Annotated in this window: 16 protein-coding genes and 1 pseudogene; 7 read left to right on the top strand and 10 right to left on the bottom strand. The window is 74.2% G+C overall.

The window, feature by feature from the left end; genetic code table 11:
- The first annotated feature begins 125 nt into the window (after window positions 1–125).
- The 3 genes and pseudogenes from ACPFP2_RS09155 to ACPFP2_RS09145 all read left to right on the top strand — a co-directional run bounded on the left by ACPFP2_RS09155 (window position 126) and on the right by ACPFP2_RS09145 (window position 3,703).
- Window positions 126–1,643, top strand: coding sequence for a PspC domain-containing protein (locus ACPFP2_RS09155; RefSeq protein ID WP_424087946.1), 1,518 nt, complete (start codon window positions 126–128; stop codon window positions 1,641–1,643).
- A pseudogene (locus ACPFP2_RS09150) lies at window positions 1,640–1,822 on the top strand (hypothetical protein); the annotation flags it as partial. The gene ACPFP2_RS09155 and the pseudogene ACPFP2_RS09150, both read left to right, overlap by 4 nt.
- Window positions 1,823–2,455: 633 nt before the next feature.
- The gene (locus tag ACPFP2_RS09145) at window positions 2,456–3,703 is read left to right on the top strand and encodes a phosphatidylserine decarboxylase (RefSeq protein ID WP_424087944.1); all 1,248 of its coding nucleotides are present in this window, start codon (window positions 2,456–2,458) and stop codon (window positions 3,701–3,703) included.
- A 61-nt stretch (window positions 3,704–3,764) separates the two neighbouring features.
- On the opposite strand, the gene ACPFP2_RS09140 is transcribed toward ACPFP2_RS09145, so the two are convergent.
- The 3 genes from ACPFP2_RS09140 to ACPFP2_RS09130 form a co-directional block, all read right to left on the bottom strand.
- Entirely contained in the window at window positions 3,765–4,679 is a 915-nt protein-coding gene (locus ACPFP2_RS09140) for a CDP-alcohol phosphatidyltransferase family protein (RefSeq protein ID WP_424087942.1), read from the bottom strand.
- A gap of 347 nt (window positions 4,680–5,026) precedes the next feature.
- Entirely contained in the window at window positions 5,027–5,944 is a 918-nt protein-coding gene (locus ACPFP2_RS09135) for an NUDIX hydrolase (protein WP_424087940.1), read from the bottom strand.
- 151 nt (window positions 5,945–6,095) lie between these two features.
- Window positions 6,096–7,043, bottom strand: a complete 948-nt coding sequence (locus ACPFP2_RS09130) for an NUDIX domain-containing protein (RefSeq protein ID WP_424087938.1) — start codon at window positions 7,041–7,043, stop codon at window positions 6,096–6,098.
- Window positions 7,044–7,188: 145 nt separating this feature from the next.
- On the opposite strand from ACPFP2_RS09130, the gene ACPFP2_RS09125 reads away from it, so the two are divergent.
- The gene (locus ACPFP2_RS09125; protein WP_424087936.1) at window positions 7,189–7,572 is read left to right on the top strand and encodes a PspC domain-containing protein; all 384 of its coding nucleotides are present in this window, start codon (window positions 7,189–7,191) and stop codon (window positions 7,570–7,572) included.
- A 7-nt stretch (window positions 7,573–7,579) separates the two neighbouring features.
- Here the strand turns inward: ACPFP2_RS09125 and guaA are convergent, their stop codons facing one another.
- The gene (guaA, locus tag ACPFP2_RS09120) at window positions 7,580–9,133 is read right to left on the bottom strand and encodes a glutamine-hydrolyzing GMP synthase (protein WP_424087934.1); all 1,554 of its coding nucleotides are present in this window, start codon (window positions 9,131–9,133) and stop codon (window positions 7,580–7,582) included.
- A gap of 11 nt (window positions 9,134–9,144) precedes the next feature.
- A complete protein-coding gene (locus ACPFP2_RS09115; protein WP_424087932.1) occupies window positions 9,145–10,023 on the bottom strand; it encodes a bacteriorhodopsin in 879 nt (292 codons plus the stop codon).
- Between the two features lie 177 nt (window positions 10,024–10,200).
- Between ACPFP2_RS09115 and ACPFP2_RS09110 the strand changes: the two genes are divergently transcribed.
- Together ACPFP2_RS09110 and ACPFP2_RS09105 are read left to right on the top strand one after the other, a co-directional pair.
- Window positions 10,201–10,902 (top strand): bacteriorhodopsin, encoded by a 702-nt coding sequence (locus ACPFP2_RS09110; RefSeq protein WP_424087931.1) that lies wholly within the window; start codon window positions 10,201–10,203, stop codon window positions 10,900–10,902.
- Window positions 10,903–11,024: 122 nt separating this feature from the next.
- On the top strand, window positions 11,025–11,969 hold the full coding sequence (locus ACPFP2_RS09105; protein ID WP_424087929.1) for a Brp/Blh family beta-carotene 15,15'-dioxygenase: 945 nt from the start codon (window positions 11,025–11,027) through the stop codon (window positions 11,967–11,969).
- Window positions 11,970–11,982: 13 nt separating this feature from the next.
- Here the strand turns inward: ACPFP2_RS09105 and ACPFP2_RS09100 are convergent, their stop codons facing one another.
- Window positions 11,983–13,677 carry an FAD-dependent oxidoreductase gene (locus ACPFP2_RS09100; protein WP_424087927.1) on the bottom strand — a complete coding sequence of 565 codons (1,695 nt, stop codon included), beginning with the start codon at window positions 13,675–13,677 and terminating at the stop codon, window positions 11,983–11,985.
- A gap of 139 nt (window positions 13,678–13,816) precedes the next feature.
- Here ACPFP2_RS09100 and ACPFP2_RS09095 point away from each other — a divergent pair, with 139 nt between their 5' ends.
- On the top strand, window positions 13,817–14,932 hold the full coding sequence (locus tag ACPFP2_RS09095) for an LCP family protein (protein ID WP_424087925.1): 1,116 nt from the start codon (window positions 13,817–13,819) through the stop codon (window positions 14,930–14,932).
- Window positions 14,933–15,014: 82 nt separating this feature from the next.
- Here ACPFP2_RS09095 and ACPFP2_RS09090 read toward each other — a convergent pair whose 3' ends face one another.
- The 4 genes from ACPFP2_RS09090 to ACPFP2_RS09075 form a co-directional block, all read right to left on the bottom strand.
- Window positions 15,015–15,950, bottom strand: a complete 936-nt coding sequence (locus ACPFP2_RS09090; RefSeq protein WP_424087923.1) for a peptidoglycan-binding protein — start codon at window positions 15,948–15,950, stop codon at window positions 15,015–15,017.
- 333 nt (window positions 15,951–16,283) lie between these two features.
- Window positions 16,284–17,744, bottom strand: coding sequence for a M1 family metallopeptidase (locus ACPFP2_RS09085; protein ID WP_424087921.1), 1,461 nt, complete (start codon window positions 17,742–17,744; stop codon window positions 16,284–16,286).
- A gap of 54 nt (window positions 17,745–17,798) precedes the next feature.
- Window positions 17,799–19,208, bottom strand: coding sequence for a M1 family metallopeptidase (locus ACPFP2_RS09080; protein WP_424087919.1), 1,410 nt, complete (start codon window positions 19,206–19,208; stop codon window positions 17,799–17,801).
- A 50-nt stretch (window positions 19,209–19,258) separates the two neighbouring features.
- The gene (locus ACPFP2_RS09075) at window positions 19,259–20,377 is read right to left on the bottom strand and encodes a GuaB3 family IMP dehydrogenase-related protein (RefSeq protein ID WP_363873061.1); all 1,119 of its coding nucleotides are present in this window, start codon (window positions 20,375–20,377) and stop codon (window positions 19,259–19,261) included.
- Window positions 20,378–20,405 lie beyond the last annotated feature (28 nt).

Raw genomic sequence — 20,405 nt, 5'->3', positions numbered from 1 at the left:
CGTCACACGGCGCGTGGACCGCCGACCACGGGGACGCCCCGGACATTCGGACGGCCGGGATCTCAGGGTGGGGTCAGGGTCGGGTCCGGAGGACGCTCGGGCGACCGACGCAGCAGGATCGAGGTATGACCGAGCAAGCTGCCCCGTCGCCCCGCCCCGGGGCGGCCGGGTGGGGCGGACCACCGACCCCGCCGCACCCCGCCGCCGACCCGGGCGCGTCCGTGCCACCGGGAGGCGGCGACGCCGTGCCGCCGCCCGGCGGGTACGCCCCGCCGCCCTCCGGCGGCGCCGCCTTCACCTCACGGTACGGCCTGGTGCGTCCGCGCGAGGGCCGCTACCTGGCCGGAGTCTGCGCCGCGGTCGGCCGGGCCACCAACACCGATCCGGTGCTCTGGCGGGTGATCCTCGCCGTGCTGGGCTTCTTCGGTGGCGTCGGCATCCTGGTCTACGTCGCCGCCTGGCTGATCATCCCAGGGGAGGGTGACAGCGCCTCCCCGGTCGAGTCGATGCTGGGGCGGGGCCGCTCCAGCATGTCCCCGGTCACCGTCATCCTGCTGACCGTCCTGGTCGCGGTGAGTTTCGGCTACATCGTCACCGACCCGTTCCGGGCGGTGCTGCTCGGCGCGGCGATCCTCATCGGGGGCGCGCTGCTGCTCAACCGGGACGGCCGCACCCCGTCGGCCGGTGCCGGCACGCCGCCCGCCCCGGCCACCGCGCCGCCCGGCCCGGTGCCGCCGGTCAGCTACCCGCCCCCCGGGCTCTTCGACCCGGCGCAGCCGGCCCCGGCGGCCCCGCCCGCGCCGGCGCGTACGGCGGAACTCCCGGCCTGGTCGTCCACGCCGCAGCCGGCGTATCCGCAGGCGGTGGCCGGCGGGCCGGCGGCCCGACCGCCCGTCGGGGTGCCGGCCGTCCCCACGCCGCCGGTGAGCGCGCCACTGCCCCCCGGTTACCGGCCGCCCTTCGCGCCGCACGGCCCGTACGCCGGTCCGCCCGCACCGCCCCCACCACCGGTACGCCCCCCGAAGCCGCCGAAGCGGCCGCGCGAACGGTCCGCGCTCGGCGCGATCACCTTCTCGCTGATCTTCCTGGCCCTCGGCGTGGTGGCGATCCTCGACCTGCTCGGCGTCTTCCCCATCGGCGCCGCCGCCTACTTCGCGGCCGCGCTGGCCACCATCGGCCTCGGGCTGCTGGTCGGCACCTGGTTCGGCCGGGCCCGCTGGCTGATCGCGCTGGGCCTGGTCACCGCCGCCGCGCTCGGGGTGGCCACCGTCGCCGAGTCGTACGACCGGATCCGGGGCGTGGACGGGAACGTCACCTGGGCCCCGACCGACCTGCGCGACCTCGCCACCCGGTACGAGAACAGCTTCGGCGACGCCACGCTGGACCTGCGGGGCATCGACTTCGACAAGCGGGACACGGCGGTCACCGTCGTGGTGAACTTCGGGCAGGCGACCGTCGTGGTGCCGCCGAACGTCGACGTGACCACGGTGACCGACGTCAACGCGGGGGACGCGACGATCTTCGGCCGACGCTCCGACGGCCGGTCCCGCGAGGTCACCGACCTGGGCCCGGACGGCGCGGGCGGCGGCACGCTGCGGCTCAACGTCCACGTCAACGCCGGCAACCTGGAGGTGACCCGGTGAGGGTCCACCGCACCGATCTCGTCTCCCTCCTCTTCGGGCTGCTCTTCGTCGGTCTCTCCCTCTGGTGGCTGCTGGCCCAGATCCTCGGGCTCGCCCTGCCGCCGGTCGGCTGGTTCCTCGCCGGCGCGCTGCTGCTGATCGGGCTGCTCGGCCTGATCGGGGCGCTGCGCTCCGGTCGGCACGACCGTCGGGAGGAGCCGCCCACGGCGACGGAACCGACCGGCGACGGCCGGCGGGTCCCGGCCGGCGTCCCCGCTGTCCCGGCCGGCGGCGACCGGCTCGCACCGGAGGAGACCCGGATCGACGGGCCCCGGGACGAGCCGGACGCGACCTGGGCCGGGCAGCCGGCCACCGCGGAGATCCGGCTGGAGGGGCCCGAGGAGTCCACCGCCCCGACCTGGGCACCGGACGACGCCCGGGACCGCGCCACCGGCCCGGGTGCCGGGTATCGGGCTGCCGATGCCGACGAGTGGCCCACCGCGGCGGTCAGCGACCGGCCCGCCGAGGCGGTCGAGGACCGCGACGCGGACGCCCGGGAGCAGGAGCCGCGCTGGTCCCCCGTCGAGCCGGTCACCGGCCCACCGGCCGATGAGCGCCGCCCGCCGACCTGACCGCGGCGCTGCGGCCGACGGGCGCGGGCTCGTATGCTGGCCGGTGGAGATCCCGCCCTCCACCGGCCGGTCCGCTGCCCCGGATCGGCGGCCACGGCCGGGCCGTCAGGTCGCCGGGCCCACCCGTGGCCGCGCGGACCAGGTCGACAGCGGCGGTCCCGCCGCGATGCCCGTCTCTACCCCGTCAGGAGCCCGCCCGACATGACCCAGTCCCCCGCCGTGCGCACCCCCGGCCGGTCCGGTCCGGTCCGCATCGGCGAGCGCGCCGCCCGTACCCTCGTCACCGAGCTCGCCCGGCGTAACGACCCCAAGGCCGCCCTGCTGGTCGGCGCGACCCCGGAGTCCGCGGTGCTGGCCGCGGCGATCGACGCGCTGCTGCCCGGCGACACGCTCACCGTCGTGCCGGCCGAGACCACCGACGCCGCGGCGCTGCGCGAGCACGTCACGGCCCAGGGCCGCTGGGTCGCCGACCGGGTACGCGTCGTCGACTCCCTCGCCGAGGCCGACGCCGCCGAGGTGGTCGTCGCCGCCGAGCCCCTGACCGGCACCGCCGAGCAGGCCCGGACGACCGTCGAGGGCCTGGCCAAGTACCTCACCGACGGTTCGGTGCTGAGCGTGGCCGCGCCGGTGTTCCGCACCGAGGGGGCCGCCGCCGAGCTGGACCGGCAGGGCGTGCTGCACGGCGTCGGCGCCGACCTGGTGCTGCGCAACACCCCGCCGGTCCGGGTGCACCACCTCCGGTTCACCCCGGCCGACGCCGCGCTCGCCACCCGGCTGGCCCCCGCCCACCGGCCGTCCAGCGTGCCGCTGACCCGCGGCATGCACATCGACTCCAACGGCGTCGCGGCGGCCGGCATCGCCCTCGGGCTCGCCGCAGCGGCCCGGGTGGCCCGCCCCAAGTCGAAGCTCTGGCTGCTGCCGGCGCTGGCCGCCGCCCCGGTGGCCGCCTTCTTCCGGGACCCGGAGCGGGACGTCCCGGAGGACCCGTCGGCCGTGGTCGCGGCCGCCGACGGTCAGGTGCTGTCGGTGCAGCGGCTGCACGACGAGCGCTTCGGCGACGGTGAGTGGCTGCGGATCGCGGTCTTCCTGTCGGTGCTGGACGTGCACGTCAACCGGGCCCCGGTGGCGGGCAAGGTGGTCGACTACTTCGTCGCCGACGGTGGGTTCGTCAACGCGATGAAGCCGGACGCCGAGCACAACGTGGCGGCGTACACGGTGCTCGACACCGCGCACGGCACGGTGGTGGTGGCGCAGCGTACCGGGCTGATCGCCCGGCGGATCGTGCAGCGGGCACCGATCGGGTCGCTGCTGGCGAAGGGCGAGCGCTTCGGGCTGATCCGGTTCGGCTCGCGGACCGACGTCTACCTGCCGGTCGACGCCGCCGAGCCGCTGGTCGGCCCGGGCGACAAGGTGGTCGGTGGCGCCACGGTCATCGCCCGCTGGCGCTGACGACGGACAACGCGAAAGGGGCGCCGCGATCGCGGCGCCCCTTTCGGGTACGTGCGGTGGGTCAGGCGGTACGGCGCTGGTGCAGCCAGAGCAGCGGACCGCTGACCAGGTAGCCCACCACCACCAGGGCGAAGGTGAGCCGGATGTCGACCAGCGCGCCGATCACCGGGGCCAGCCAGACCCACGGCGGGAGCTTCAGCAGCCGGGCGAGCTTGGCGTACGGGAAGCTGGAGACCATCGCGAAGGCGAGCAGGGCCACCCCGGCGATCTGCACGACCGCCGGCAGCGGCAGCCCGATGGCGACCGTGAGGGCCAGCACCGCCGCCGCCATGGTCGTCGGCACGCCGCAGAAGAACCGGCCGTCCTTCGGCGAGACGTTGAACCGGGCGAGGCGGATCGCCGCGCAGGCCGCGACGAGGGCGGCGGCGACACCGGCGGCGGCGGTGGGGGCCGACCCGGCGAGCGAGGCGTAGACCACCACCGGCGCGGCGAGGCCGAAGGAGCACATGTCGGCCAGCGAGTCCATCTGGGCGCCGAACGGGCTGGCCACGCCGAGCTTGCGGGCGAGCGCGCCGTCGAGACCGTCGAAGGCGACACAGGCGATCAGCAGCAGGGCGGCCACCCGGGCCTCACCGGCCATGGCCACGAAGATGGCGGTGATGCCGAGCATCAGGCTGGCCAGGGTGCAGGCGTTGACCAGGGCGAACTTCATCCGGCGGGCCGCGGTGCGCTCACCGGGCAGCAGTGGGATGGACATCGCCGGGGACTCGTCGTCCACCGCCGTGGCGGGGGCGAGGGCGGGGCTCACCGGCATGACCGCCTCGATCTCGGCCCGACCGAAGCGGTCGAAGCCGTACCGGCGGCGGGGCCGGTCGACGAGGCGATCCGGCAGCACCAGTTCGGTGCCGGGCTCGCCGTCACGGCGACCCACCCGGACCAGCAGCACCTGGCGGGCGAACGTGCTGCTGCGGCGCAACCGGCCCGCCCAGCGACGCCCTGCGGGGCGCGGACTGTCAGTCGTACGACGCCGGCGCCATGGGGCTCTCGGCACGTTTCCTCCATCACCGGATCGGCTGGCCGCCCAGGTGGGCGGGTGTCCGGCTGTCTCGTGCCGGACCGCTGTCGGCCCGGCAGCCGTCGAAGCGGAGTACACCATTGCACAGGGGAGTGGTGGTTGGCGATAGCTGCCGGCGGTACTTATATCTCCGTTAACCGCGCGAACCGCTCCGTTATTCCCATCTCGGGCTCCATCGCCCGTTTCCTACGCCAACCCGCATCTCCGACTGTACCGGAGGTGCCGCGGAACGGCCCGGCGAGCGCGTGCTATCGCCCCGGCCGTCCGGTTGCCAGGGCCGCCACCTCGGTCATCCGCAGGCCCTCCACCTGCGCATCCGTGAACCAGGCGGCCTCGGCGGTCGACCCACCGGCCAGCTCGGTGACCACCGCGGGGGTCGGGGCCTCGACCAGCACCCGGTAGACCACCCGGACGGCGTGCCAGTCCAGCGGACGCCCCTCCGGGCCGAGCGCGGCGGGATGGTGCAGATTACTGACGGTCAACAAGCCGACCACGGTGCCGAGCTGCCCTGACTCCTCCACCAGCTCGCGCAGCAGCCCGGCGGCCGGCTGCTCGCCGTGATCCGTGCCACCTCCCGGCAGGTGCCACTTGCCGGCTCCGGGATAGCCGGGGGCGATCCGGGTCAGCAGCACCCGGCCGTCCGGGTCGGTCACCAGTCCGTACGCGGCGAAGCGCTGCCGCCGGTCGGCGGTCGCCACGGCAGCCTGCCCGGCCGGCAGCGCCCGGGGCAGGCCGCCCGGCAGGGGTGTGACGGGTAGGCCGAGCAGTTCGGCGGTGAACGGCATCAGCGGCACCCCGGCCGCCTCCCGCGGGGTGAACCAGCCCAACTCGTCGGTGCCGCTGCCCGCCGGTTCGGGGCGCAGGTCGCCGCCGCGGGCCTCGACGTCGAAGACCAGCCGGTCGGTGTGCACCGCGACGTCCGGGTCCCGGAAGGTGGTCACGTCGGCGACGGCATCCCGCACCCCGGTGACCTCGACGGTCAGCCCGGTCTCCTCGGCGAACTCCCGCACCACCGCGGCCACCGGATGCTCACCGTGCCGCACACCGCCACCGGGCACCTGCCACACCCCCGGGACCGGACAGCCCGAGCCCCCTCGGACCAGCAGCACCCGCCCACCGGAGCCCCGCAGCACCCCGTACGCCCCGATCCGCCGCCGTTCCTCCACCCGCCCACGCTTCCCCGCCGCCCACCCACACTGGGTCGATCATGAAGTTGTCGCCGCCGCTGTCGGCGTGTCCCGACAATAACTTCATGATCACCGGGGAGGAGGGCGGGAGGAGCGGGAGGAGGGTGGGGGGTGGGGGTGGGGTGGGGGGTCAGGTGAGGTTGGCGGCTTGGACGGCTTCGGCGGTGACCTCGGTGAGGCGGTCGGTGGGGAGGGCGCCGAGCTCCTCCTTCGCGAACCACCTGGCCTCGCAGGTGGAGCCGCCGACGTCGGCGACCGTGGGCGGGGCGGGCTTGTCGACGACCACCCGGTAGAAGGCGCGGACGCCGTGCCAGTCGATCGGGTAGCCCTCCGGGCCGAGCGAGGCGGCGTCCCGGTGGCTGGCCACGCCGAGCAGCTCGACCAGGCGACCGGACTGCCCGGTCTCCTCGACCAGCTCCCGGATCAGCGCCGCGCCGGGCTGCTCCCCGTAGTCGGTGCCGCCGCCGGGCAGGTGCCAGCAGCCCGCGCCCGGGTACCCGTCGGAGACCCGGGTCAGCAGCACCCGACCCTCGGGATCGGTCACCACCGCGTACGCGGCGAAGCGCTGGGCACGGTGCAGGCCGTCCGGCCCCGGCACGGCGTAGAAGGAGGGGAAATCGGGTGCCTCGTCGGGGACGATGTCGGCCGAGGAGGCGGGCAGGCCGAGGGCGCGCGCGGTGAACGAGCGCAGCGGCAGCTGCCGGGCCTCGTCGAGGGTGTACCACCGGGCCAGGTCGGTGGGGCGGTCCACCCGGTCGGTCAGGGTGCCACCGCGCACGGTGACCCGGTAGACGAGACGGTCGGTGTGGATGGTGATGCCCCGGTCGGGCAGGGCCCGCATGTCGGCGAGGACGTCGTCCAGGCCGGAGACGGCGACCGAGAGGCCGGTCTCGGCGGCGGTCTCCCGCACGACGGTGTGCCGGGGATCCTCACCGTGGTCGACCGCCCCTCCGGGCAGGGACCACACGCCGGGGGTGCCGGAGCGCTCCGAGGCGCGGACCAGCAACACCCGGCCGACTGAATCAGCACAAACTGCGTATGCCGCGATCCTGCGGAGCGGCTCCAGCAAGGTGGTCACGAGACGAAATTGTCCCCGCGTCCGGTTACCGGTATCGAAAAGAGTCAGATTCCTGACTCTCCGCTGGCGCATCAGGGATCGATCAGGGTAGGGATCCGGGCGGTCACCGAGGTCGACCGACCGCCCACCGACGGACCGTGGGGACATGACCTCGACCACCCCGCCCCAGGCCCCGTACAAGCAGCTGCGCCGCCCCACCACCGACCGGATGGTGGCCGGTGTCGCCAGCGGCCTCGGCCGCTACTTCGCCGTCGACCCCACCCTGGTCCGGCTGATCTTCGCAGTCGCGACCCTGCTCACCGGCGGCCTCGCCGCGCTGGCGTACCCGATCATGTGGTTCCTGATGCCGGAGGAGCCGCCCGGCGCGCCCGCCTGGCCGCACCCGGCGGGCGCCGCGTCCACGGGCGGACCGGCTCCGACCTGGCCGCCGGCCTCGGCCCCCCGGCCGGAACCGGTCACCGAGCAGCTGCCGACGCCGCAGCCCGAGCCCCGCCCGGCGCCTCAGCCGCCGACGGCGCCGGCCGGGTGAGTCGGGCTCACTCCCACTCGATGGTGCCCGGCGGCTTGCTGGTCACGTCCAGGACCACCCGGTTGACCTCGGCGACCTCGTTGGTGATCCGGGTGGAGATCCGGGCGACCACCTCGTAGGGCAGCCGGGACCAGTCGGCGGTCATCGCGTCCTCGCTGGAGACCGGGCGCAGCACCACGGGATGCCCGTAGCTGCGCCCGTCACCCTGCACCCCGACGCTGCGCACGTCGGCCAGGAGCACCACCGGGAACTGCCAGACACCCCGGTCCAGGCCGGCGTTGCTCAGCTCCTCCCGGGCGATCAGGTCGGCCTTGCGGAGCAGGTCCAGCCGCTCCCGGTCGACCGCGCCGATGATCCGGATGGCCAGGCCCGGACCCGGGAACGGGTGCCGCCAGACCATCGCCTCGGGCAGGCCCAACTCCAGACCGAGCGCGCGGACCTCGTCCTTGAAGAGCGTGCGCAGCGGCTCGACCAGGGCGAACTTCAGGTCCTCCGGGAGGCCGCCGACGTTGTGGTGGCTCTTGATGTTGGCGGTGCCGGTGCCGCCGCCGGACTCCACCACGTCCGGGTAGAGGGTGCCCTGCACCAGGAACTCGACGTCGCCGTGCGAGGCGATCTCCCGGGCGGCGGCCTCGAAGACCCGGATGAACTCCCGGCCGATGATCTTGCGCTTCTGCTCCGGGTCGGTCACCCCGGCCAGCGCGCCGAGGAAGCGCTCCTGGGCGTCGACCACCTTCAGCTTGATGCCGGTGGCCGCGACGTAGTCCTTCTCCACCTGCTCGGCCTCGCCGGCGCGCAGCAGGCCGTGGTCGACGAAGACGCAGGTGAGCTGGTCACCGACCGCCTTGTGCACCAGCGCGGCGGCGACCGCGGAGTCCACGCCGCCGGAGAGGCCACAGATGACCTCCTTGTCACCGACCTGCTCCCGGATCCGGGCGACCTGCTCGTCGATGATGTTCTCGGGCGTCCAGGCCGGCTCGATGCCGGCGATGTCGTAGAGGAAGCGCTTGAGCATCTCCTGGCCGTGCGCGGTGTGCCCGACCTCGGGGTGGAACTGCACGCCGGCCCGCCGGCCGACCAGGTCCTCGAAGGCGGCGACCGGCGCGCCCGCCGACTCGGCGGTGACCGTGAAGCCCTCGGGAGCCTCGGTCACACAGTCGCCGTGGCTCATCCAGACCGGCAGGTCGTCGGGGAGCCCGCGGAGCAGCACACCGGCGTCGACGCGGGCGCGCAGCGGAGTCCCGCCGTACTCGCGGTTGCCGGTCCTCGCGACCGTGCCGCCGAGTGCCTGGGCCATCGCCTGGAAGCCGTAGCAGATGCCGAAGACCGGCACGTCCGCCGTGAACATGCCGGCGTCGATCCGGGGAGCGCCCGGGGCGTAGACGCTGGACGGGCCGCCGGAGAGGATGATCGCGGCCGGCTTCTTCGCCAGCATCTCCTCGACCGGCATCGAGTGCGGGACGATCTCCGAATAGACCTTCGCCTCGCGCACCCGGCGCGCGATGAGCTGGGCGTACTGGGCTCCGAAGTCCACCACGAGGACGGGGCGAGGCGTGCTCATGGTGGAGAATCCTACCGACCGTGACCGGGCCGCCCACGGCGGCCGTCCCGTCCGCCACGGTCGGTGACTCCCCCGGCGTCCGTGATGCCGCCGCGAGGCAGCGCCACCTCGTCGTCGATCGCGGGGGCGTACCCCTCGACGGCGCTGACCCGGCGCGCGATGATCCCGAGGAGCACCCCGTAGACCACCTTCGAGGTGACGTCGGCCACGGTGTAGGTGATCTGTCGGGCCACCACACCGTCGGCCGAGTCCCACAGGGCGGGCATCAGGTACGCGCCCGGGTAGAGCAGCCAGGAGACGAGCACCACCCACCACACCGCCCGGGCCGTTCCCCGGGCCGACTCGGGCAGCCGGGGCAGGTTGCCGAAGATGATCCGGGCCACCAGGACGAGCAGCAGCACGAAGAAGCCGGTGCTCACCAGACCCCACACCCAGTACGGCGCGTCGCGCTCGACCTCGTGGAACTGTCCCACGTACCCGGTGTAGATCATGGCGAGCCCACCGACGACGAAGGCCACCCAACCCTGGTGGAACCGGCGGCCGGTCACCCCCATGACGACCAGCAGCTGGATCAGCAGCACCGGCACGTCCACCGACCAGTTGACGTACCGGTAGCCGTTGGAGAAGAGGGTGTCCGACTGGACGAAGGCGGTGCCGTCCCACCGGAAGGCCCCCACCCACCGTTGGTAGAGCAGGAACAGCTCGAAGAAGGCCGACACCATCACGACGGCGGAGAGCACCGACGAGAACTGGTACCTCGGTGCCAGGGAGCTCCGGGTGACCAGGAAGTAGACCAGCCCGGCGGCCATCACGGCGAACCCCAGGCTCAGGACGTGGGAGACCAGGGTGAACTGGTCCACGTTGTACGCGAACGTGTTCTCGAAGTTCACGTCTCTCCTCATCGTTCGCCGGGCAACACCGCGTTTGCCCCGTTGATCCAGGAAATACCTGATTACCGTAGGTGGTGACGACAGCGGCACGACCGTGATCCGCCGAACCCGGGCGGTCACGCAGGTGCTCGCCGCACGGCCGGGCGCGTCCGGCCGACCGGGGCAGGAGATGACGACGTGTGGTGGCTGTGGCTCTACGTGGCCGCGATGACGGCCGGCGCACTGCTCTTCCTCCGCTGGCACGCCGATCCGAAGGGAGTCCCCCGGATCGAGTACCGGGTGGCGATCGCCATCCCGGTCTGGTCCGGGCTCTGGTACACGGTGATGGCCCTCGGCGGCGGTCGGACCGAAGGCGAGGACCACCCGATCTACTGGGCGCGGTACGTCGACTGGACGGTCACCGCCTCGCTGCTGCTGGTCGCGCTGGCCCTCACCGCGACGCACGCCCTGCCCGGACGGCATCCCGTCCTGCTGGCCGCGCTCGTCGGCACGAACGTCGCCATGCTCCTCAGCGGCTTCCTCGCCGACCTCACCGCCGACCGGTGGGCCCGGTACCTGCTCTTCGGTCTCGGCAGCCTGTGCCTGCTCGTCGTCCTCGCCCTGATCTGGGGGCCGCTGCGGGCCGTCGCCCGCCGCCAGCCGGACGGGCTCTACCACACGTACCGGGAAGCCGCCGCGCTGCTCAGCGTGCTATGGCTGGGGTACCCGCTGTTCTGGCTCCTCGGACCCTCCGGCGTCGGACTGCTCGGGGCCGCCGTCGTCAGCGGCCTGTTCGTCGCGCTGTCGGTCGCGTCGAAGGTGGGCTGGAGCATCGTCGACCTGGGCCGGCTGCGGGCGCTCAGCGTCCGGGGTGAGCTCCCGCTCGGGGACCGTCCGTGACGGTCCCGGCCGGTACCCCGAGCATCGACGGCACCGGCCCGGCGGCAGCCGGCACACCCGGACCTTCGACTCGACCTGCGGCCGGGCGGCGGACCCGGCCGCCCCCGCACCCGGGCGGCCCGGTGCTGGTCCTGGTCGGCGGCACGTCGCTGCTGCCCGCCGTCGCCCTGCTGGTCCTGGCGCCGGTGCTGCACCGCCACGACGTCGGGGCCTCCCCGGCGTACCTCCTCGCCGGGCTGCTGCTCGGCCTGCCGCACGGGGCGGTCGACCACCTGGTCCCCGCCTGGCTGTCGGCCCGGGCCCGTCCGCCGGCCGCCCGGCTGGCCGTGCCGCTCGGCTACGCGGCCCTCGCCGGGGCCGCCCTGGTGGTGTTCCGTGCCGCGCCGGCCCCCGCGCTGATCGGCTTCCTCGCCCTGTCCGTCGCCCACTTCGGGGCCGCCGACGAGGCGTTCCACGCCGAACGGGACGGACGACCCGTTCGTCAGCCGGTGTCCGGGGTGCTGGCCCGGGGCGGACCGCCGGTGCTGGTGCCCCTGCTGCTCTGGCCAGACGCGGTGGACCCGTTGTTCGCCGCGGTGGCCCCGGGCGTGCCGGAGCTGCTCACCGTCGAGGTGCGGGCCCTGGCAGCGGTCTGCCTGCTGGCCGCCGTCGCACGGACGGTGCTGCGGGACGTACGGGCGGGCCGGCGGGCCGACGCCGCCGAACCGGTCCTCCTGCTCGGCCTGTTCGCCGCCGTGCCGCCCGCGCTGGCGATCGGTGTCTACTTCGCCACCTGGCACTCGGCCCGGCACGTGGCCCGGCTGCTGCACGGCGACCCCGGCAACCGCGCCGACCTGGCCGCCGGCCGACTCGGGCCGCCACTGCGTCGCTTCGCCCGGCGGGCGGCCCTGCCCACCGGTGCCGCGGTCACCGCCCTGGCGGCGCTGACCGTGGCACCGGGCCGACCCGTCGACCTGCTGCCCGCCACCGTCGCCGTGCTGGCGGCGCTCACCGTTCCGCACTCCGCGCTGGTGGCCTGGATGGACCGGCGGGCCCGGCCCCGGCACCCGTCGAACCCGCGGGGCTGACCGGCCGGACCGGTCAGCGCAACGCCCCCGGAGCGTCCGCCGGCACCGCGGGTCGGCGCGGCGGGACCGGAGCCACCCGCCGGTACGCCTCACCGAGCGGCGGACGGGGATCGTCCTCACCCTTGTTCGGCCAGTACGACATCGCCCGCTCCGCCTGCGCGGTGATCGTCAGCGACGGGTTCACCCCGAGGTTCGCCGAGACCGCCGCGCCGTCGACCACGTGCAGGCCCGGGTGGCCGTAGACGCGGTGCCACGGGTCGATCACCCCGTCGGCCGGGGACGCGCCGATCACCGCCCCGCCGAGGATGTGCGCGGTCATCGGGATGTTGAACGGCTCGGTCAGCGCGCCACCCGGCGTACCACCGATCTCCTCGGCGAGCAGCCGGACCGCCTGGTTGCCGGCCGGGATCCAGGTCGGGTTCGGCGCGCCGTGACCCGGGCCGGAGACCAGCCGGCGGCCGAACGGGCCACGACGGAACCGGGTGGTCAGCGAGTTGTCGACCGACTGCATGACCAGGGCGATCACCGTCCGCTCCGACCAGCGCCGGACGGAGAGCATCCGGGCGGCCGTCCCGGGCTGCCGGACGATGCTGCCCAGCCAGCGCCGGACCCGGCGCGGCCCGCCGTCGACCAGCAGCGACTGGAGCAGCCCCATCGCGTTCGAGCCCCGCCCGTACCGGACCGGCTCGACGTGGGTCTGCGGATCGGGGTGGAACGAACTGGTGATCGCCACCCCCTCGGTGAAGTCGAGGCCACGGGAGCGGGCCTGGCGCGGCCCGACCGACGCGCCGAGGATCGCCTCGGAGTTCGTCCGGGTCAGCTCGCCGAGGCGCGGCGACAGCGCCGGCAGCGCCCCGGTCGCCTTCATCGCGTGCAGCAGCCGCTGGGTGCCGAGCGCCCCGGCCCCGAAGACCACCTGATCGGCGTGGACGACCTGACGGCGCTTGCGCAGCCAGGCGCCGGTCCGCTCGGTGTGCACCTCGTACCCGCCGCCGGGCGCCGGCCGGACGGCGGTCACCGTGGTCAGCGGGTGGACCTGTACGCCGAGCCGCTCGGCCAGCCAGAGGTAGTTCTTGACCAGGGTGTTCTTCGCCCCGTGCCGGCAGCCGGTCATGCACGAGCCGCAGTGGTTGCAGCCGGTGCGCTCCGGGCCGACGCCACCGAAGTACGGGTCGGCGACCCGCTGGCCGGGCCGGCCGATGTGCACGCCGACCGGGGTGGCGTGGAAGGTGTGCCCCACCCCCATCCGTTCGGCCACCGCCCGCATCGCCCGGTCCGCGCCGGTGCTGAGCGGGTACGTGGTGACGCCGAGCATCCGCTTGGCCTGGTCGTAGTGGCGGGCCAGCTCGTCGCGCCAGTCGGTGATGCCCCGCCACTGCGGGTCGTCGTAGAAGGCGGCGAGGGGCTCGTAGAGGGTGTTGGCGTAGACCAGCGAGCCGCCGCCCACCCCGGCCCCGGAGAGCACCAGCACCCCACCGCCGGCCTTCCGGTCGGCCGAGCGGAGCAGGGTGATGCGTTGCAGGCCGAAGCAGCCGAACCTCGGGGCCCAGAGGAAGCGCCGCAACCGCCAGGACGTCTCCGGGAACTCGTCGTCGGCGAAGCGCCGTCCGGCCTCCAGCACACCGACCCGGTAACCCTTCTCGGCCAGCCGGAGCGCGGTCACACTGCCGCCGAAGCCCGAACCGATGACGACCACGTCGTACTGCATGGACGCATCATTACCGGCCGGTAGCCATCGCGCCAGTGCCGGTTTTCGCGCGATCATGCTGGGCGGCCGGCCGATCCGGTGGCTGCGGGCCGCAACCCGGGGTCGGTGTCGGGGCGTTGTGCAGACGGGGGTGTCGCGGATGACTCAGCCGACAGGGGCGGCCCGACGACGGTGGGTGCTGCCGGCCGTCCTCGTCGCGGCCGTCGTGCTGGTGGCCGGCGCGCTGGTGACGATCCGGCTGGTCGGCGACGAGCAGGCGCAGCGCCCGTCCGCGCCGAGCGCCCCGACGGCCGCGCCGACCGCCTCGGCCACGCCGAGCCCGACCGCCCCGCCGGGCGCGGGGATCACCGGCCCGCTCAACCTGCTCCTCGTCGGGGTCGACACCCGGGTCAGCGTCCCCGGCTGGGAGCCGCACGCCGACTCGGTCCTGATGCTGCACGTGCCGGCCGGGCTGGACCGGGCGTACCTCTTCTCCCTCCCCCGCGACCTGCTGGTGGACATCCCGGCCTACCCGCCGTCCGGCTACCGGGGCGGGCGGACGAAGCTCACCCAGGCGATGACCTACGGCAGCCGGGTGCCCGGCAGACCGAAACAGCCGAGCACCCCGCAGGGGTACGAGCTGCTGCGCAGCACGGTCACCGGCTACACCGGGCTGCGCATCGACGCCGGGGCGGTGATCACCTTCGCCGGCTTCGACCGGCTGGTCGACACCCTCGGCGGGGTGGACATCTACGTCGACCAGCGGGTGGTCTCGATCCACCGCAGGCCGGACGGCAAGCACCGCGACCCCGCCCCCTCCGGCGGCGGCTACGTCGGGCCGCAGATGGTCTACGAGCAGGGCGAGCGGCACCTCAACGGCTGGCAGGCGCTGGACTACGCCCGGCAGCGCTACCTCACCGGCGGCGACTACGCCCGGCAACGCCACCAGCAGCAGCTCATCAGAGGGCTGGTCACCAAGATCCTCGACGAGGACCTGGCCCGTCAGCCGGACCGGGTCGAGCAGGTGGTCGCGGCGCTCGGCGACACCCTCAGCTACGCGGGCGGCCCCCGGATCGTCGACTTCGCGTACGCCCTCGGCGGGATGAGCGTCGACCGGATCAGCCTGGTCGCGCTCCCCGGCACCGGGGTGGGCAAGGGCAGCGCGTACAAGGGCGAACAGCTCAAGCCGGTGGGCCGGGAGTTCCTGACCGCGCTGAAGGCCGGCGACGTCGAGACGTTCCTCGCCGCCCACCCGGAGCTGCGGGTGAAGGCCTAGTGTCCCGACTCGTCGGTCCACCGGTCCGGTGCGACGCACGACGGGGCCGGGTGGAGCGCCCACCCGGCCCCGTCGCCGTCCGTCAGTAGGTGCAGCCGGTGGCGGGCAGCGACGACGGGGCGGGAACGGATCCGCCGTCGTAGAGGGCGAGCAGCATCGACTGCGGGCAGCGGTTGCCGCCGTTGACCCGGACCTCCAGATGCAGGTGCGGTCCGGTGCTGTTGCCGGTGTTGCCGGTGTAGCCGATGAGCTGTCCGGCACCGACCCGCGCCCCGGAGGCGACCGACCGGGACGACAGGTGGCAGTACTGGTAGTACGCGCCGTCGTCGCCGGTGATGCCGATGCCGTAGCCGCAACCCCCGCCGACGTGGGTGACCGTGCCGGCGGTGATCGCGTACGTGGTCACGCCCGTCCAGGTCGGCAGGTCGATCGCCGGGTAGTCGTGGTGCGGGTCGTCGTACTCGCTGCGGGGCAGGACGTGCCTACCGATGATCAGGCTGTAGTTGCCGCCGCCCCCGCCGCCACCGAGCAACCACTGCCAGGTGGTCGCGCCGACGGTGGTGCCGCCGGTGAGGCCGCGACTGGACTTGAAGCTGGTCACGGCGTTGGTGGTGGCCGTGCCCCACGCACCGTCGACGGTGAGACCGTGGCCGTACTTGTTGAGCGCGGTCTGCAACGCGCGGACGGCGTTGTTGTTGGCGCCGACGTCCAGGGTGACCTGGAGCTTGCCCCAGGTCAGGGGGCCGACGACACCGTCGTTGACCAGCCCGTTCGCGGACTGGAAGGAACTCACCGCCGAGGCGGTGCCCGAGCTGTAGTAGCCGTCCACGCTCAGCGTCGCACCGTGGTGGCGGAGCAGGAACTGGGCGGAGGCGACATTGGCGCCGGAGGTGCCGGCGCCGAGAGTGGGCCAGGCGGGGGTGGCGGCCTGCGCGGCGGTCGGGCCGACCAGGACGGCGACGGCGGTGAGCACCGCCGCGCCGAGCCAGGTGAGCGCCCGGCGGGCTCTGGAGGACATGCGTGCTCCTTGCGGGACGGGGGGGTGCGCGGCGTCGGGGCACGCCACGTCGTCGGTGCGCGGCCGGACGGCGGGTGGGTCCGCCGGCTGTCCGCGCACCTGCCGACCAGTATGGTGATGACGATAAATATTTACAACGGTGAGAACTAGGTAAGAAATTTTCGCCGTGGCGACGCACGTGTGGACACCGAGCGGCGTCGAGAGCGGTGACCGGGGCGCGGCCCGACAGCCGAGGGCGGTGACGTGGGTGCGGCCCGACGGTCGACTCCGCCAGGCCGGGGCGAACGGCCGACCCGTCCCGACAGCGCGCTGTCGGGACGGCGGATCAACGACTCAGGAACCCTGGAGGCGTTGCGGGGCCGGCGGGCGTTCGCTGCCGAAGAGCCAGGCGTCGAAGAGCTTGTCCAACTGCTTGCCGGAGACCCGCTCGGCGTGCGCGACGAACTCCTCGGTGGTGGCGTTGCCGTTGCGCTTCTCCGCCGCCCAGGTCTTCAGGATCTCGAAGAACGCCTTGTCGCCGACCGCCAACCGCAGCGCGTGCACGGTCATCCCGCCCCGCTGGTAGACCGACTCGCTGAACAGGTTCTCCTTGCCGGGCCTGCCCGGCGGCGTCCGCCAGAGGCGGCTGGACGAGCCGGCGTAGCGCCGGTCGAAGGCGGCCTGCGCGGTGCCGGCGCCCCGGTGCTCGGCCCAGAGCCACTCGGCGTACGTGGCCAGCCCCTCGTTGAGCCAGATGTCCTCCCAACGGGCCAGCGAGACACTGTTGCCGAACCACTGATGGGCCAGTTCGTGGGTGACCACGCCGGTGTTCTCCCCGCCGGAGAAGAAGCCGGCGGAGTAGACCGGGCGGCTCTGCGTCTCCAGCGCGTACCGGATCCGGTCGTCGGCGACGACCACCCCGCCGTACGCGGCGAACGGGTACGGCCCGAAGACGCTCTCCAGGTAGTCGGCGACCTCGGTGGTGCGGGCCAGCGAGGCGTCCGCGGCGCCCTCGCCCAGCCGGGTGCTGACCGCGGTGAGCACCGGCCGTCCCTTGTGCTCACCGGTCTTCACCCGGTACTCCCCGATCACCACCGTGCTCAGGTAACTGGCCATCGGCGCGGCCTCGGACCACTTCCAGGTGGTCCAGCCGCCCTTGTCGCTCCTGCCCTTCGGCACCCCGTTGCTGATCGCCGCCAGTCCCTTCGGGACGGTGATCTCGACGTCGTAGGCGGCCTTGTCGGAAGGGTGGTCGTTGACCGGGAACCAGGTGCTCGCCGACTCCGGCTGGCCGAGCGCGATCGCGCCGTCGCCGGTGTGCAGCCAGCCGCCCGCACCGAGCACGTCGGTGTCCAGCGGCTCCGGCTCGCCGTCGTAGACGATCTCGGCGGTGAACCCGTTGCCGGACATCAACCCGGCGGCCGGGGTGACCACCAGTTCGTCGTCGGCGCGTTCGTGCCGGGCCGGCACGCCGTCCACGGTCACCTTCCGCACCGTCAGCCCGGCCAGGTCGAGGTGGAACGCGGACAGGTCGGCCGTCGCCGTCGCCTGCACGGTGGTGGTGCCGGTGAGCCGGTCGGTCGCCGGGTCGTAGCGGACCTTCACCGTGTACCGGCCGACGTCGTAGCCGCCGTTGCCGTACGTCGGGAAGTAGGTGTCGCCGACGCCGGCCGCGCCGGGCCGGAACTCCCGCGCCGTCGGCGTCGGGCCGGCCTCGGCCCGACGTTGGGGCTCCGCGTCGGTGCCGCACGCGCCGAGCCCGAGGGCCGCGACCACCAGCAGACCGATGCCGCGCCGCGTCCGCGCTGTGGTCACCGCCACCTCCCCGTGCCGTCCGCGGCAGCCTACCGACCGACGATCACCGCCGCGTCACGGCAGGGCCGGCGCGGTGGCCCCGGCGAGCCAGGCGTCGAGCAGCGGGCGCAGCGGCGTGCCGGCGACCCGCTCGGCGTACCCGACGAAGTCCTCGGTGGTGACGCTACGGTCGCGCCGCTCGGCGGTCCAGCCGCGCAGCAGGCGGAAGAAGGTCTCGTCGCCGACGGTGCGGCGCAGCGCGTGCACCGCGAGGGCGCCCCGCTGGTAGACGCCGTCGCCGAACATCTGCGCCCGGCCCGGGTCGACCGACGGCTTCGACCAGTCGGTGACCGCGTACCGGGCCTCGAATGCCTGCTGCGCGCTCCGCCCGCCGTCGTGCTCCGCCCAGAGCCACTCGGCGTACGTGGCGAAGCCCTCGTTGAGCCAGATGTCCTGCCAGCGCGCCACCGAGACGCTGTCGCCGAACCACTGGTGGGCCAGCTCGTGCACGACCACGGACGGGTTCGGCCGGCCGGCACGGAAGAAGCCCGGCCCGTAGACCGGCCGGGACTGCGTCTCCAGCGCGTACCCGATCCGGTCGTCGGCGACCGCGATCCCCCCGTACGAGGCGAACGGGTACGGCCCGAAGCGCTCGGCGAGGAAGTCGGCGATCTCCCCGGTGCGGGCGATGGATTGGGCGGCGGGACCGTCCGCCGGCAGTCTCGCCGCGATCGCGGTGACCATCGGCCGGCCGGCGTGGACGCCGGTCGTCACCCGGTAGTCGCCGATGACCAGGGTGCTCAGGTAGCTGGCCATCGGCACGTCCTCGCGCCAGCGCCAGGTCGTCCACCCGTCCGCGCTCGTCCGCTCCCCCGGCACGCCGTTGCCCAACGCCTCGGTCCCGTCCGGGACGGTCACCTCGACGTCGTAGCGGGCCTTGTCCGACGGGTGGTCGTTGACCGGGAACCAGGTGGCCGCCGACTCCGGCTGGCCCAGCGCGATCGCCCCGTCGGCGGTGTGCAGCCAGCCGCCGCTGCCCAGCTCGCCGTCGCGGACGGCGGTCGGCACCCCGGCGTAGGCGACCTCGACCGTGAAGCCGGCGCCCCGCGGCAGCCCGCGCGCCGGGGTGACCACCAGTTCGTCGCCGTCGCGGCGGTGCGTGGCCGCCACCCCGGCGACGGTGACCTCGGAGACGTCCAGCCCGATCAGGTCCAGGTTGAACCGGGACAGCGGCGCGGTGGCGGTGGCGGTGACGCTCGCCCGCCCGGTCAGCCGGTCGGTGGCCGGGTCGTAGCGCACCCGCAGCCGGTACGCCTGCACGTCGTACCCGCCGTTGCCCCGCCCGGGGACGTACGGGTCACCGGCGTCGGCCGCGCCGGGCCGGAACGCGTGGTCGTCGCCCGGACCGGTGCAGCCGATGAGCACCGCCGCCGCCGTGACGGCCACGGCGAGAGCCGGCCGGATCCGGCGGGGAACGCGACGCACCGGCCGAGCCTATCGGCGCGACCGGTGCGTCGGGGTGGGATCGTCGGAGGTCAGCGGTCCAGGACCAGGCCGACCTTCTGGAACTCCTTGAGGTCGCGGTAGCCGCACTTGGCCATCGCCCGGCGCAGCCCGCCGAAGAGGTTGAGCTGGCCGTCCGGCTCGTCGGCCGGGCCGAAGAGCAGGCGTTCCATCGAGCCGAGCGGCTCACCGGCGACCTCGAACGCGCCGCGCGGCAACGACGGGTGGCTGGCGGCCGAGTGCCACCAGGCGCCGCCGGCCGGGGCCTCCTCGCAGAGCGACAGCGGCTCGCCGAGCATCACCGCGTCCGCGCCGCAGCCGAGCGCCTTGGCGATGTCGCCGGAGGTCTGGATGTCCCCGTCGGCGATCAGGTGCACGTACCGGCCGCCGGTCTCGTCCAGGTAGTCGCGGCGGGCCGCGGCGGCGTCGGCGATGGCGGTGGCCATCGGCACCCGGATGCCGAGCACCGACTCGGTGGTGGACCAGTCGTCGCCGCCGATGCCGACGATCACGCCGGCCGCGCCGGTGCGCATCAGGTGCAGCGCCGTCTTGTAGTCGGTGCAGCCACCGACGACCACCGGCAGGTCGAGGTCGGCGATGAACTCCTTGAGGTTCAGCGGCTCGTCCGTGGTGGAGACGTGCTCGGCCGAGACGATGGTGCCCTGGATGACGAGGATGTCCACCCCGGCGTCGAGGATCACCGGGGCCAGCGCCAGGGTGTGCTGCGGCGAGACCCGGACGGCCACCGTGCCGCCACCGTCACGCAGCTCGCGGACCCGCTCGGCGATGAGGTCCGGGCGGATCGGCTCGGAGTAGACCTCCTGGAGCCGCTTGGTGGCGCGGGCGTCCTCGCCGAGGCCGGCCAACTCCTCCAGCACCTTGGTCGGGTTCTCGTACCGGGTCCAGAGGCCCTCGACGTTGAGCACGCCGAGCCCGCCGAGCTGGCCGAGCCGCACCGCCGAGGCCGGGCTCATCGTGGCGTCCGAGGGGTGCCCGACGCAGGGGATGCCGAACTGGTACGCGTCGAGCTGCCAGCCGGTGGAGACGTCGTCGACGTCCCGGGTCCGGCGGCTCGGCACGATGGCGATGTCGTCCAGGTGGTAGCCGCGCTGCGCGGTCTTGCCCAGCCCGATCTCGACCACGTCACGCATGAGGACTCCAGATGTCTCGGGGGATGGA

The sequence above is a fragment of the Micromonospora citrea genome (assembly GCF_049629545.1).
In the GTDB taxonomy this organism is placed as follows: Bacteria; Actinomycetota; Actinomycetes; order Mycobacteriales; family Micromonosporaceae; genus Micromonospora; species Micromonospora citrea_A.
This window is presented reverse-complemented; position numbering and strand designations above follow the sequence as displayed.

Bases quoted from the DNA above. Each gene is read 5' to 3' on its own strand.
- ACPFP2_RS09125 (WP_424087936.1), top strand. From the start codon at position 7,189: ATGACCTCGACCACCCCGCCCCAGGCCCCGTACAAGCAGCTGCGCCGC.
- ACPFP2_RS09145 (WP_424087944.1), top strand. From the start codon at position 2,456: ATGACCCAGTCCCCCGCCGTGCGCACCCCCGGCCGGTCCGGTCCGGTC.
- ACPFP2_RS09075 (WP_363873061.1), bottom strand. From the start codon at position 20,377: ATGCGTGACGTGGTCGAGATCGGGCTGGGCAAGACCGCGCAGCGCGGC.
- ACPFP2_RS09095 (WP_424087925.1), top strand. From the start codon at position 13,817: ATGACTCAGCCGACAGGGGCGGCCCGACGACGGTGGGTGCTGCCGGCC.
- ACPFP2_RS09100 (WP_424087927.1), bottom strand. From the start codon at position 13,677: ATGCAGTACGACGTGGTCGTCATCGGTTCGGGCTTCGGCGGCAGTGTG.
- ACPFP2_RS09155 (WP_424087946.1), top strand. From the start codon at position 126: ATGACCGAGCAAGCTGCCCCGTCGCCCCGCCCCGGGGCGGCCGGGTGG.
- guaA (WP_424087934.1), bottom strand. From the start codon at position 9,133: ATGAGCACGCCTCGCCCCGTCCTCGTGGTGGACTTCGGAGCCCAGTAC.
- ACPFP2_RS09090 (WP_424087923.1), bottom strand. From the start codon at position 15,950: ATGTCCTCCAGAGCCCGCCGGGCGCTCACCTGGCTCGGCGCGGCGGTG.